General features: G+C 61.9%; 15 protein-coding genes. 11 read left to right on the forward strand and 4 right to left on the reverse strand.

The annotated features are described in order from the left end of the window. Positions 1-85 precede the first annotated feature (85 nt). From ACTJJW_RS11490 to ACTJJW_RS11525, 8 genes are all read left to right on the forward strand, one after another. On the forward strand, positions 86-625 hold the full coding sequence (locus ACTJJW_RS11490) for a sigma-70 family RNA polymerase sigma factor (RefSeq protein WP_462644779.1): 540 nt from the start codon (positions 86-88) through the stop codon (positions 623-625). Further along, positions 618-1,355 carry a hypothetical protein gene (locus ACTJJW_RS11495; RefSeq protein ID WP_462644781.1) on the forward strand — a complete coding sequence of 246 codons (738 nt, stop codon included), beginning with the start codon at positions 618-620 and terminating at the stop codon, positions 1,353-1,355. The genes ACTJJW_RS11490 and ACTJJW_RS11495 overlap by 8 nt, the downstream gene beginning before the upstream one ends. Before the next feature lie 55 nt (positions 1,356-1,410). Continuing rightward, positions 1,411-3,462 (forward strand): TPM domain-containing protein, encoded by a 2,052-nt coding sequence (locus ACTJJW_RS11500; RefSeq protein WP_462644783.1) that lies wholly within the window; start codon positions 1,411-1,413, stop codon positions 3,460-3,462. Between the two features lie 38 nt (positions 3,463-3,500). Continuing rightward, a complete protein-coding gene (locus ACTJJW_RS11505) occupies positions 3,501-4,238 on the forward strand; it encodes a PspA/IM30 family protein (protein WP_462644785.1) in 738 nt (245 codons plus the stop codon). Positions 4,239-4,259: 21 nt separating this feature from the next. Beyond that, the gene (locus ACTJJW_RS11510) at positions 4,260-5,081 is read left to right on the forward strand and encodes an arginase family protein (RefSeq protein WP_462644787.1); all 822 of its coding nucleotides are present in this window, start codon (positions 4,260-4,262) and stop codon (positions 5,079-5,081) included. A gap of 57 nt (positions 5,082-5,138) precedes the next feature. Then, the gene (locus ACTJJW_RS11515; RefSeq protein ID WP_462644789.1) at positions 5,139-5,939 is read left to right on the forward strand and encodes a crotonase/enoyl-CoA hydratase family protein; all 801 of its coding nucleotides are present in this window, start codon (positions 5,139-5,141) and stop codon (positions 5,937-5,939) included. A 7-nt stretch (positions 5,940-5,946) separates the two neighbouring features. Next, positions 5,947-7,359 (forward strand): dihydrolipoyl dehydrogenase family protein, encoded by a 1,413-nt coding sequence (locus ACTJJW_RS11520; protein ID WP_462644791.1) that lies wholly within the window; start codon positions 5,947-5,949, stop codon positions 7,357-7,359. A 114-nt stretch (positions 7,360-7,473) separates the two neighbouring features. Next, on the forward strand, positions 7,474-7,878 hold the full coding sequence (locus tag ACTJJW_RS11525; RefSeq protein WP_462644865.1) for a hypothetical protein: 405 nt from the start codon (positions 7,474-7,476) through the stop codon (positions 7,876-7,878). 44 nt (positions 7,879-7,922) lie between these two features. Here the strand turns inward: ACTJJW_RS11525 and ACTJJW_RS11530 are convergent, their stop codons facing one another. Further along, on the reverse strand, positions 7,923-8,294 hold the full coding sequence (locus ACTJJW_RS11530; protein WP_462644793.1) for a siderophore-interacting protein: 372 nt from the start codon (positions 8,292-8,294) through the stop codon (positions 7,923-7,925). 85 nt (positions 8,295-8,379) lie between these two features. Then, positions 8,380-9,795 carry an amidase gene (locus tag ACTJJW_RS11535; protein WP_462644795.1) on the reverse strand — a complete coding sequence of 472 codons (1,416 nt, stop codon included), beginning with the start codon at positions 9,793-9,795 and terminating at the stop codon, positions 8,380-8,382. A gap of 132 nt (positions 9,796-9,927) precedes the next feature. Here ACTJJW_RS11535 and ACTJJW_RS11540 point away from each other — a divergent pair, with 132 nt between their 5' ends. Genes ACTJJW_RS11540 through ACTJJW_RS11550 form a run of 3 tightly spaced genes read left to right on the forward strand, consistent with a single transcriptional unit; the run spans position 9,928 to position 11,941 of the window. Next, positions 9,928-10,287 (forward strand): GntR family transcriptional regulator, encoded by a 360-nt coding sequence (locus tag ACTJJW_RS11540; protein WP_462644797.1) that lies wholly within the window; start codon positions 9,928-9,930, stop codon positions 10,285-10,287. Then, a complete protein-coding gene (locus ACTJJW_RS11545; protein WP_462644799.1) occupies positions 10,284-11,174 on the forward strand; it encodes an ABC transporter ATP-binding protein in 891 nt (296 codons plus the stop codon). Before ACTJJW_RS11540 ends, ACTJJW_RS11545 begins: the two co-directional genes overlap by 4 nt. Continuing rightward, entirely contained in the window at positions 11,171-11,941 is a 771-nt protein-coding gene (locus ACTJJW_RS11550; RefSeq protein WP_462644801.1) for an ABC transporter permease, read from the forward strand. The genes ACTJJW_RS11545 and ACTJJW_RS11550 overlap by 4 nt, the downstream gene beginning before the upstream one ends. A 161-nt stretch (positions 11,942-12,102) precedes the next feature. Here ACTJJW_RS11550 and ACTJJW_RS11555 read toward each other — a convergent pair whose 3' ends face one another. After that, positions 12,103-12,609, reverse strand: coding sequence for an N-acetyltransferase family protein (locus ACTJJW_RS11555; protein WP_462644803.1), 507 nt, complete (start codon positions 12,607-12,609; stop codon positions 12,103-12,105). A gap of 38 nt (positions 12,610-12,647) precedes the next feature. Next, the gene (locus ACTJJW_RS11560) at positions 12,648-13,316 is read right to left on the reverse strand and encodes a uracil-DNA glycosylase (protein ID WP_462644805.1); all 669 of its coding nucleotides are present in this window, start codon (positions 13,314-13,316) and stop codon (positions 12,648-12,650) included. Positions 13,317-13,345: the final 29 nt, after the last annotated feature.

Genomic DNA, 13,345 nt, shown 5'->3' on the forward strand with positions numbered 1-13,345 from the left:
GTTCGTCTTTATTAGTGTGACCACAATTGCGCTAACTGTTGGCCATTCCTCGGCCACAATAGAGATGACGGCGAGGAGGGGCTCAGTGGCTGAGACCGAAAACACCCCTGCCCGCTGGGAAGACGTGGTCACGCAACTCGTCGAAGAGCGCGGCGAAGCCTTGACGCGCTATGCGTTCCTGATCTCGGGAAATCGGGAAGACGCATCCGATCTCGTGCATGACGCTCTCGTCAAAACCTTCGGCCGACTGCGCAATGGGTTCTCGATCGCCAGCGCTGAAGCGTACGTGCGCCGAGCGATCCTGAACACCTATCTCGATCGCGGTCGGCGCATCAGTCGCTGGCGCAAGATCGCGCACCTCACTGCTGAACCCGATAGCCAGCCATCATCGGATGTGGACACCGAGACCCGGCTCGACCTCCAGTCTCAATTGATGAAGCTTCGACCGCGCGAACGAGCCTGCATAGTGCTGCGTTACTACGAAGACCTCACAGTGGATGACATTGCCGAGACACTTCAGATCAGTTCAGGAGCGGTGAAGCGCTATTTGAGTGACGCTCTCGCCCGAATGGCTGTGAGCCTCGATCGCGCCGAAACACACGACCTAGGGAGCAACCATGGTTGATGAAAACGAACTGCGCGCGCACCTGTTTTCTGGTGAACAACCAGCAATTGAGATTGACACTGCTGCGGTAGTTTCACGCAGCAAAGCCCGGCGCCGTCCGCGCCAGTTGGCGGTTGGTGTCGTGGGTGCGCTTGCGGCAGCCTCTCTTCTTTTTGCGGGCATCAACACGTTTCCTCGCACCGGTGAGCTCACAGCAGGCAGCAGTGTGGCAGAGGATTCCAGCACTCGCATGGATAGCGAGGGCGGTGCAGACTCGGCTGAGTCTTTTCTCGCGCCCGAGAATGACGCAATCGCCGAGACGTGCGGCGCGATCATCCCGACCACCGCAGCGTCACCCTATGGCCTCGCTCTTGAGCTTGACCTTTCCAGCCCGCTGACGGCATCCGGCAGCGCCTTCGGCACGGTTCGCCTCACGAATACCTCGGATGACGCTGTGACGGGAACCACAGCATCGGTACCCGACGTGAACCTGATCCGTGAGTCGGTATCCATTTCGCACAGCCCTGACGCACAGATCTTGTCGGTCATCCCTGTGAATTTGCAGCCAGGTCAGAGCATTGAATTTGCCATTTCCATCGCCATCTATGACTGTACGACGATTGATACCGGCGGCATGATCGACCCCGGAATCTACACGATCAGCACCTCTCTAGCCTTTGTGCCAACGGACCCCGAAGATGGCGAGGCTGCCGAAGTGCGCAGCTCACCGTCGACCATAGTGCTGCAGTAATCTCATCTCGCTTCGCTAGACTCCTCCTGTCACTTTCGTCGACGAAGGAGCACCCGTGAAGGCTCGACTGGCCACCGTATTAGCGCTCGCTGCGGGACTCGCACTTATGACCGCGGGCCCGGCGCTTGCCGACGATCCCGTAAGCCTCGATGGCGCCTATGTCATTGATTCTGCTGGGGTGCTCGACGGCGACGATGCCGGCATTGTTACGGCGCTCGATTCGCTGTATGAGCGGGCCGGCATCCAACTCTTTGTCGTGTACGTCGACGAGTTCACGAACCCCAACATGCCTATCGACTGGGCGAATGCCACGGCAGACGCCAATGGGCTCGGCGATGACGATCTTCTGCTCGCGGTTGCGGTTTCGCAGCGCCAGTACGCCCTGTCCGTCGCCGCAGATGCGCCAATAACAGACGCCCAATTGGATGCCGCCGAAAGCGCCATCGAGACGGAACTGCGCAACGACAACTGGGGTCAAGCCGCTATCGCGGGCGCGAACTCGCTCGCAGGCGAGGCATCACCCGACTCTCCCTCATCATCGAGCGGGGGTATCTCTGTCTTGCCGATTGTCGGAGGCGCGGCAGTGATCGGCGTTGGTGTGTATGCGATTTACCGGATGCGGCGCCGTGGTCGCGCTGGAGGAGGCGAGAGTCCTGTCGAGAGTGTCTCGCAGGAGGAACTTGATCGTCGTGCCGGTAGCGCTCTTGTCGAGTTGGATGATGCCCTCAAGACGAGCGAACAGGAACTCGGTTTCGCGGTCGCACAGTTTGGCTCGGCTGCGACGGCAGACTTTGAGGCGTCACTAGCGGAGGCCAACACCACGGTTGCGCAAGCGTTTCGCATCCGACAGAAGCTCGACGACAGCGAGCCAGAAACTGCGGAGCAGAGGCGTGCGATGACGATCGAGATCATCGAGCTGTGCGAACATGCCGACGAGTTGCTGGATGCTCAGGCTGAGGCCTTTGACCAACTGCGGCAGCTCGAAACTAATGCACCAGCAGTGCTGGCCGAGACGTCTGCACTGATCGCGACGGCCAGCAATCAACTCCGCGCGGCAGAAAGCGCCCTGACTGCATTGACCGCGCGTTACGCACCATCTGCACTCGATTCGGTCGCCGAGAATGTTGAACGCGCGCGCGCCCTGCTCTCGGCTGCCGTTGAATCGTCAACGACCGCGAGCGCCGCGATCGAGGCCCAGCAGCCCGGTGAAGCGGCCGTTGACGTGCGCACCGCGCAGGCCCAACTCGGCCAGGCGATCCAGCTGATGGACGCGGTGGATTCACTGACAACAGAGCTACAGTCAGCAGAGGGCGAGCTTGCAGCCGCAATCACTGACACCACCGGCGATATTGCCGCCGCACGCGCGCTGCCCCGCGATGACACGTCTGCAGCGTTGCAGCCACACATCGCAGCCGCTCAATCGGCTCTCGCATCGGCGCAGGCAAACTCGAGCGATCCAGTTGCAAGTTTGAGCATTCTTGGCGACGCGAATGCTGCCCTCGAGACGGTCTTTGTCGGGGTGCGCGATCAGCAAGCTGCGGTCGCGCAGGCGGCTACACAGTTGAGTGCTGCGCTTGCTGGAGCACAGTCAAGGATCACCACTACCGCACAGTTCATTACGACTCGTCGCGGCGGTGTCGGTTCCGAGGCGCGAACGAGAATCAGCGAAGCAGACCGTCAGGTGAAGCAGGCGCTGGCGCTGCAAACATCCGATCCGGTTACTGCTCTGACTCACGCACGACAGGCCGACCAGCTGGCCGCGACCGCCTACGAACTCGCACAGCGCGATGTCTCACAGTTCACGACCGGAGGCGGTTCGGGCTCGGGCATGGGCGGGCTCGGTGGTCTCGGCGGGTTCGGCGGAGCTGGCAGAGGCAGCTCGGGCGGCGACCTCCTCGGTGGACTCATCGGCGGCCTTATCGGCGGCAGCTTGGGTTCACGATCGTCGCGATCAGGCCAGGGCCCATCATGGGGCGGCGGCTCATGGGGCGGCGGCTCTGGGGCGAGCGGTCCTCGATCCGGCGGTTATCGCTCAGGCGGCAGCCGTCGTTCTGGAGGAAGTTCTGGTCGCAGCGGTGGCGGCCGCAGTCGCGGCGGTAGATTCTAAGTACGGTTTGCTCATAAAACTCACGAAAGGCATATCGCATGGCAAAGCAGTCAATCCTTGGACGTATCTCACAACTACTCAAGGCGAATATCAACTCGATTCTCGACCAGGCCGAGGACCCTCAGTTGATGCTCGACCAACTAGTGCGTGACTACACAAACTCCATTGCCGATGCGGAGAGCGCCGTTGCTCAGACCATCGGCAACCTCCGGCTCATGGAGCAGGATCACACGGAAGACAGGAATGCGGCAGCAGACTGGGGCCGCAAAGCCCTGGCCGCTAGCAACAAAGCTGACGAACTGCGTGCCGGCGGCAACTCTACCGACGCCGACAAGTTCGATAACCTCGCGAAGATCGCGATCGGTCGTCAAGTCTCCTCCGAGAACGAAGCCCGCGCCGCCGCACCCACAATTGCCTCACAGACTCAGGTTGTCGACCAGCTCAAGAGCGGCCTCGACGGCATGCGCGCAAAGCTCGGTGAGCTGACCTCTAAGCGCGACGAACTCGTTGCTCGCTCGAAGACTGTCGAAGCTCAGTCGCAAGTCCACGATGCTCTCAAGTCGATCGACCTGCTCGACCCCACGAGTGACCTCGGTCGCTTCGAAGACAAAATTCGGCGCGAAGAGGCCAAGGTGCTTGGGCAGCAAGAGTTGGCGGCATCCAGCCTCGACGCTCAGTTTGAAGGCCTCGAAGACGTGGGCAAGCAGGGTGAAGTTGAGGCACGTTTGGCGGCTCTCAAGTCGGGCGGTACGAAGGCCGTTACGGCTGGCGAGTAGTTCGCGCGCGAAATCTAACGAATGACGATCAACTATGTTGTCGTTCCACAGTGGCAAGGTTCGGGGTCTTCTCGAGCAATGCAACTCGTGGACGGTGCCGAGTCGATTCGGGGCGATCTTCCCTTCGCATCGACTCGCACCGTAGACGTACCTCTCGAAGCGGGCGACCACCAGGGCACGGGCGTTCATCGTCTGAGTTCGCTGCTTCTCGTGAGGGAACGAGCTCTTCAGATTTATGCCGCTGACCCCGCAACCTATGTGACGATTGGCGGCGATTGCGGCGTTGAGCTGGCCGCCATTGAGCATGTCAGCGCCAGCGTGCCAGCCGTGGTGTGGATTGACGCGCACCCCGACCTGCACACTCCAGAATCAAGCCCGTCTGGCGCGTTCACCGGGATGGTGTTGCGGACGCTTCTCGGTGACGGGCCCGCAGCACTCGTGCCCGGGCATCCACTCAGCGCAGATCACGTGATTCTGGCAGGTGTGCGCTCGGCCGACCCTGAGGAAGATGCGTACATTCAGGATGCCGGCATCCGTTTGATCGGCGCTATTGAGTTCTCCCCTGAGGCAATTCTCGAAGCGATCGCCGCGACAGGCGCGGACTCCGTGTATCTGCACATCGACCTCGATGTGCTCGACCCTGCCGACTTCGCAGGGTTGGGTTCGCCAGTGCCGTTCGGGATCTCGCCCGCACTTCTCGCGGAGACAATCCGTGCGGTGGTAGCAAAGTATCCACTCGCTGGCGCCGGAATCACCGAGTTTGCTCCGGCATCCGTCAGCCAGGCAGCGGATGATCTGCCGACCATTTTGCGGTTGATCGGCGCAATTACTTCTGCACGCTAGGGCACAGATCGTTCAGCATCCAGCGACACCGCCGCGCCCGCGTCGTAGTCTGGGAACATGACTGATTCCAGCCCCAGTGCCGCAAAAGTTACTCTCGAGCGCGACGGTCACGTTCTACTCATCGGTCTCAATCGGGTCGACAAACGCAACGCCGCCGACCTCGAACTTCTTGAGCAGCTTGCTCTTGCCTACGGCGAACTTGAGCGTGACCCCGAGCTACGCGCCGGTTTCGTTTTCGCGCACGGTGACCACTTCACTGGCGGCCTTGACCTGGCCGACATCGGGCCGCGAATCGGCGCCGATGGGCTCGATATGGTGCCCGAGGGCGGAATCAACCCTTGGCAAGTCTCGGGCAAAAAACTCTCCAAGCCGGTCGTGATCGCGGTTCAGGGAACCTGTCTTACTCTCGGAATTGAGCTCATCTTGGCCAGCGATATCGCTATCGCCGCCGATTCGAGTGTCTTCGGCCAGGTAGAAGTGTCTCGCGGCATCTTGCCCTTCGGGGGAGCAACAATTCGGTTCCCGCGTCAAGTGGGCTGGTCGAACGCGATGCGGTGGATCCTCACCGGCGATAGCTTCGATGCCGCCGAGGCTCACCGCATCGGACTCGTCCAAGAGGTGGTGCCGCATGGCGAACAGTATGCCCGGGGACTTGAGCTCGCCCAGCGCGTAGCCGCCCAAGCGCCACTCGCCGTGCAAGCCGCACTCAAGAATGCCAACATTGCGGTTCGCGATGGCGACGCCGCAGCAGAGGTTGCTCTGCAGCCGGAGCTCGTCGCGCTCGCGCAGAGTGAAGATTCCCGAATCGGAATGCAAGCATTCATGACTCGCACGACCGCATCCTTCATCGGAAAGTAGGGGAACCGTGGCTGACAATACGTGGGATGTCATCGTTATCGGCGCTGGCGCTGTGGGCGAGAACGCTGCAGACCGGGCAGTGCAAGGCGGACTGAGCGTCGTTCTGGTTGAGAGCGAGCTCGTTGGCGGCGAGTGCTCCTATTGGGCGTGTATGCCCTCGAAGGCGCTTATCCGCAGCGGGCTCGCACTGCGGGCAGCCGAACGCGTCGGCGGCGCAGCACAGGCCGTCACTGGCGGTATTGATGTTGCCGCACTATTGGCCCGGCGTAACAGTTTCACTAGCAACTGGGATGACGCTGGTCAGGTTCGCTGGGTTGAGAAAGCCGGCATCGACCTCATCCGTGGGCACGGTCGCCTCGACGGCGCGAAACGCATCACGGTCACCGCTGAAAACGGCGACGTGACAACGCTGACCGCCAACCATGCTGTTGTGGTTGCCACTGGCTCAGACCCGAAACTCCCCAACATTTCCGGGCTCCTCGAAGCCGAACCGTGGACCCCTCGTGAAGCAACCTCCGTCAAGGACGTTCCCGAATCGCTCGCGATCATCGGTGGCGGAGTGGTTGGCGTCGAAATGGCGACCGCTTATCGCGACCTCGGTGCCGAAGTGATCCTCTTCGCCCGCAGTGGATTGCTCAACGGTCAAGAGGACTTTGCCGGCGACATGGTTGCGAAAGCGCTCCGAGAGCGCGGCGTCACCATCGTCAAGGCCTCCCCTACGCGCATCAAGCGCACCGCCCACGGGGTCGACATCGATACGGAGACGGAGAGTTTTGCGGCATCCGAAATTTTGGTAGCGACAGGTCGCACCGCTCGCACCAACGACATTGGTCTTGAGAGCGTTGGGCTGACCGCTGGAGACTGGCTCTCGGTCGACGACACAATGCTGGTGTACGACACCGACTGGCTCTACGCCGTTGGCGACGTCAACCACCGCGCACTGCTTACCCACCAGGGCAAGTATCAGGCGCGCGCTGCCGGTGACGTGATTGTCGCCCGCGCGAAGGGCGCACCAGTGGATGACGCCCCGTGGGGCGCGCATGTTGCCACCGCAGACCACGGCGCTGTTCCGCAAGTTACCTTTAGCGACCCCGAAGTTGCGTCGGTGGGCATTATGTCTGAGGATGCCGAGAAGCAGGGCATCGATGTTCAGGTTGTTGACTACAACATCGGCTGGGTCGCCGGCGCGAGTCTGCAGGCCGACAACTATGAAGGTCAGGCACGACTCGTTGTTGACCGCGAACGTCAGGTCATTGTTGGCGCGACCTTTGTGGGGCAGGATGTTGCCGAATTGCTTCACTCAGCAACGATTGCCATTGTTGGCGAAGTTCCGATTGCGCGACTCTGGCACGCTGTTCCCTCGTACCCCACGATCAGCGAAGTGTGGCTGCGACTGCTTGAAGCTATCGGGCGGCCCTAGCCACACCAGCGGCAGGTGGCAGCAATGGCCGGCAGCAGCCGAGCGATTAAGAGACGGTGAGCAGGCCCACAACATGAACGTTGAGACGACGTGAATACTTCGAGAGGCGCACGGTTGGGGCGCGCGCTCGCCAACGCTGAGCATAATCCGCGGGCACAGCGCGTATTGCTGCACCCGGCACTGACGCGACCCGGTTATTGGTTCGCTACGGCATCCGGCCTGCTGTGGGGTGGGCTGCTGAGCGGGGGCCGGGTGCGCTCACGTGGAGGCGTGTTAGTCGCGTCGCCACTGCCTAAGTGGGCGTTTGGCCGCGGCGGCACGACGATTGGCGCTGTCTTTCTGACGGGCGACAATGCGAGTGACTCTGTGCTCGAACATGAGGCTGTGCATCGTGCACAGTGGCGACGCTACGGGTTGTGGTTCATTCCGCTATATTTGCTCGCCGGGCAAGACCCGCTGGCCAATCGCTTCGAGATCGAAGCGGGGCTTGAGTTGGGCGGGTACGTTGGGGGCCGGTAGGCGCGCACACAGCGCACACCGCGCACAGCACGCTCACCGAAAAACTAGTTGGAGCTGAGCAGTCGCGCGGGGCCCTGATGGGCAACCCAGGCGTAAACGGTACTTTCACCGAAGGCGCTGACGGGGAGCATTTCGCTCAACCACGCATCTACGGAACGCGTGACGCTTTGGCCGCGTTCTCGCAGCAACCAGCAGACACCGAAACGGCCGGGAGCCGCAAGCTGCTGAATCTGGTCTGCGCTGTCGACCTCAATGAACACTTGGCCGCGTGAACGGGCTGGGAGGCTCGAGAGTATCAGAGATATCGTGTCGATCGAAGTCTCGTCTCCCGCGAGCAGCACGCGGTCAGCCGACTGGGGATTCCAGGCGATCTGCGGGGTGAAGAGTTCGGGATACATTGACTCCAGTATAGGCATGCCTTACCTAAATTGAGTGCCTCTCTGGGCGTAGTCCAAGCACCGAATTCTCTTGCTTCACTCGGCGGAAACGCTGCCAGCCGTCCTACGCCCGAAATGCTGCCGGATGCCGCGAGCTCCACTGCAAGCGTCGCTCAAGTTGCGCGCCAATTGCCAGCAGCACGTCTTCACGCCCTGGCCGCCCGATCAGCTGCACCCCCATTGGTAGTCCTTCGGCGGTTTCGTGCACGGGAAGGCTGATCGCGGGTAGGCCCGAAACGTTTACGAAACTCGTCCACGGGGTGTATTGCACTTGCTTGGCGAAGTTCTCGAAGGCATCCTCGGCGTGGAACCAGCCGAGCGGGCGCGGCGTCATCGCCATGGCCGGGGTGAGCACGGCGTCATAGGAAGAGAACTGGCGGATGACGCTGCGCTCGAACCGAGACAGCGTTGCGATAGCGACGCCCACGTCGCGCGCGCTCATTCGGCGTCCGCTTTCGACGAGCCATTTCGTGAGGGCTTCCACGAGGTCGAGTTGTTCGCCGTCGAGCGGGATTCCGGCGGCCCCCGCCTGCCACAGCACGGTGAATGCTTCGGCGTATTCGGGGGAGGGTTCGAGCCGCAAGTTTTCGCTGCCGTGGCCAAGTTGATCGAGCGCGGTGCGGGCGAGGTCGAGGGCATCCTGAGCTTCGGGCGAGACGGTGATGTCGTAGGTGTCGTCCCATGGTGAGGTTGTCATGACGCCGATGGTGAAGGTGCCTTCGCCGCGGATGGCCGCGTTGAGGAAGGCGCCGCCGTCCCACGTGGGTGGGCCCACCGAGAACGGTGAGGGGCCAGCGATTCCGTCAAGCAGGAGGGCGGCATCCGCGACGGTGCGCGCGAGGGGGCCGGTGACGGGGAGCTGCCCGAGACTGCCGAAACCGCTACCCGAGGGCACGCGACCGCGCGAAGGCTTGAGGCCAACGAGACCGGTGGCTGCTGCGGGGATGCGAATCGAGCCACCACCGTCCGAGCCGGGCGCGAAGGGCAAGAGGCCCGCCGAAACGGCTACTGCTGCTCCCCCGCTGCTGCCGCCAGCCCCCAGCGTCGTGTTCCACGGATTGCGCGCCGCGGCATCCGAGAGAGGCTCTGTGTAGGCAGGCAATCCGAACTCGGGCGTGGCGGTCTTGCCGAGGCTGATGGCGCCGGCGGCATCCAGCACCTCGACGATTTCGTCGGAGACTTCGGGCACGAAGTCGGCGAAGGCGCGCGATCCATAGGCGGTGCGCACTCCGGCGCGGGCCCACAAGTCTTTCTCGCCCGAGGCCAGGCCCCAGAGAGTGGATGCCCGACTGCCCAGCGTCTCGAGTTCCGTTGCGCGCTCGCGGGCGGCATCCGGGGTCACGACGGTGAAAGCACCGAGCTCAGGGTTCAGCCGCTCGATGCGGTCGAGATAGTGAGCCACGAGTTCGCTGGGCTTCAGCTCACCGGCGCGCAGGAGGTGCAGTTGTTCGAGAGCGGTGAGCTGATGGAGTTCTGACACGAGTTCAGCCTAAAGGCCTTGACAAAGCGTTGCCATGCTGGTTGGTTAGTTACACAACCAACTAACCCACCAACCAACCCCGCCAGCAGCAGTCAGCAATCAACGCCAACAACCCACAGAAAGGAGGCACACATGGATGACTCCCGCCCGATCTTCGCGCAGGTCGCCGAGAACATTGAGAACGACATCATCTCCGGCGCACTGCCCGAAGAGAGCCAGGCGCCGTCGACCAACGAGTTCGCGGCCTTCTATCGCATCAACCCCGCGACCGCCCTCAAGGGTGTGAACGTGCTCGTCGATGCAGGAATTCTTTACAAGAAACGAGGTATCGGAATGTTTGTCGCCACCGGCGCTCAAGAACAACTCAAAGATGCACGGCGCGACAAGTTCAGCAGCGAATACGTGCGTCCGCTCTTGGCCGAAGCAGAAAAGCTCGGCATTGACTCGACCCAACTCGCCCAGATGATCGCCAAGGAGGCGAAGAACTCATGACGTCAACCATTGAGGTACACAACCTCACGAAGCGCTTCGGCAAAGTCGTCGCCGTCAACGACGTGAGCTTCTCCGTCGCCGAAAACAAGATTTACGGCCTCCTCGGTCGCAACGGTGCAGGCAAGACCACTCTCATGCAGCTGCTTACGGGCCAAGAATTTGCCAGCGAGGGCACGATCGCCCTCTTCGGCCAGGCTCCGGTAGAAAACGCAAAGGTGCTGCAGAACACTTGCTTCATCAAAGAAAGCCAGCGCTACCCCGAAGATTTCCGCCCCAAAGATGTCTTCAAGACGGCACCCTGGTTCTTCGCGAACTGGGACCAGGAGTTCGCCGATCGCCTGATCGCCGACTTCCGACTCCCCCTCGACCGTCGAATCAAAAAGCTTTCACGCGGCCAGCTCTCCTCCATCGGCGTCATCGTGGGCCTCGCCTCGCGCGCACCGCTCACGTTCTTCGACGAGCCCTACCTGGGGCTGGATGCCGTAGCCCGCCAAATCTTTTATGACCGCCTTCTTGAGGACTACGCCAACCACCCGCGCACCGTCGTGCTCTCCACCCACCTCATCGACGAGGTCAGCAATCTGCTCGAACACGTCCTCGTGATCGATGACGGCAAGCTGCTCATCAACGAGGATGCCGAAACTCTGCGCAACCGCGCCACGAACGTCGTTGGCATGAAGACCGCCGTTGCTGCCTTTGTCGGCACCCGAAAGGTGTTGCACCGCGATGGCATCGGCGGGCTCAGCTCGGTAACCGTTGCCGGGCTCAGCGAGAGCGAGCGCCGCGATGCAAAAGCGGCCGGGCTGGAACTGTCACCGGTGTCGCTGCAGCAGCTCATCATCCAACTCACCAACAACGAGACCACAGAATTCGAGGCCAGCGCATGACATCCACAACTTCGGCTCTCACCCATCCGGCAAGCCCTATGAAACGCATCACGAGTGTGGCCAGGCTGCACTTTGCTAACCCGTGGACAACGCTCGGGCTGCCGTGGATCATTCTCGGCACCATTTTTGTGCTCTCGTTGACGGTCTGGGGGCTCATCTATTGGGCAGCATCCCCCGCCGCCCGCGTCAACGTGTTGGACGGCATGGAATATGGCGGATCCAGTCTCTTCATCTTCATCTACATGATGGTGGTGGCGATTCAGACAATCAGCATTACGTTCCCGTTCGCGCTCGGCTACGGGGTCACTCGCCGCGACTACTACCTGGGCAGTTCACTCGCGTTCGTTATCCTCGCCGTGATCTACACCACGGGGCTCACCGTTCTGGCCGCGATTGAAAAAGCAACCAACGGTTGGGGCATGGGCGGCACGATGTTCGCGCCGATCTATTTCGGTGACTCCGCGCTCGAACGCGTCTACGTGGAGTTCGTGCTGTTCCTGTTCTTCCTGTTCTTTGGCGCAGCAATCGCGACAGTCTGGGTGCGCTGGAAGGCCAGCGGAGTTGTAGTCTTCTTCATCGTTGTCGGAGCGCTCTTCGTAGCCCTCATCGCCCTCGCGACCTTCACTGAATCGTGGGGTGCTGTGGGCGAGAACCTGGCAAGTCTCGGCATCGTTGGAGTGGTGAGCTGGAGTCTCGTTATCACAGCAGTCAGCGCCGTCGCTGGGTTCTTCCTGCTGCGCGGGGCAACGCCGAGAAACGCGGCATAGTCAGCGAAACCTCCGCACTCACAACCAAATACGCGCCCGAAACCGGATGCCCGGCTCTCTATCGCGGAGGCCGGGCATCCGTTCGTTCACTGTGTTTGCGCGGTTGGAGGCTCGCGAGGCCGAAAACTCTGACGAACCAGTCTGCGGCACTCAGCGAATCGCTACTCTGCGAGCGACTTCTGCATGAGATATGTACCGACCCAGCGATCGAATTTGAAGCCGACGCGAGTGAGGTGCCCGATCGATTCGAAGCCCAGTTTGTGGTGCAGGTGGATGGAGGCATCGGCCCCGTCATCCGAAATCACGGCGATCAGTTCGCGGATGCCCGCATCGCGACCGCGCTGGATGAGCGCCTCCATGAGCGCTCCCCCGAGCCCTCGACCGGTTGCGGCCGGCGACAGGTAAATCGAGCTCTCAACCGTGAGCTTGTAGGCCGCTTTGGGGCGCCACGGGAACATGGCCGCATAGCCCAGGGCCCGATCGTTCTCGTCGACAGCGACGATGAATGGCAGCCCCGAGTCTTGAACGGTCGTGCGCTTGAGCGCCATCGTCTCTGTTGTCACCTCCACAATGTCGAACGTGACAACGGTCGTAGTTACGAAGTGTCCATAGATTTCGGCGAGCGCCGCATCGTCAGCCGCAGTGGCGTCTCTCAAGTGGTGTGCCATGGGCTGCTCCCGAAGTGTGAAGTAGTGAGACAACCATTTTATGGGTCAACGCGCCAGTCGATTGGCGCAGCCCCCTGCGCCTTAAGCGCAGCATTCACTCGACTAAACGGCGTCGAACCGAAGAATCCCCGACTAGCCGACAGCGGACTCGGGTGCGGGCTCGCGATCACGGGGGTATCGCCGAGTAGCGGGGCGATGGATGCCGCATCCTTGCCCCACAGCACGGCAACAAGTGGTTGCGGCCGAGCCGCGAGCGCCCGAATCGCGTGGGCGGTCACCTCTTCCCAGCCGTGACGGCGGTGAGAGCCAGCCTCCCCCGCCTGCACCGTCAGCACCCTGTTGAGCAGCAGCACGCCTTGGCGTTGCCAGGCGCTGAGGTCGCCGTGTGCGGCGGGCGGGATGCCGAGGTCGGCGTTCAGTTCTCGGTAGATGTTGGCGAGGCTGCGGGGCAGCGGTCGCACCGAACGGTCTGCCGAGAACGCGAGCCCGACAGCGTGCCCGGGAGTTGGGTATGGGTCTTGGCCGACGATCAGCACCCGCACGTCGTCGAAGGACGTCTGGAAGGCGCGCAGCACTGCTGTCGGCTCAGGAAGCCACGGCCGCCCCGCCGCGATTTCGCCGTCGAGAAACTCGCCAACAGCATCCAACTCCGCGGCCATCGGCTGCAAAACGCGAGACCACCCTGGGTCGACACTGCTCACATCCATGTCACTACGCTAGCTTCCGCCCCGGCTAC

This window comes from Rhodoglobus galactosidasius, from assembly GCF_054957775.1.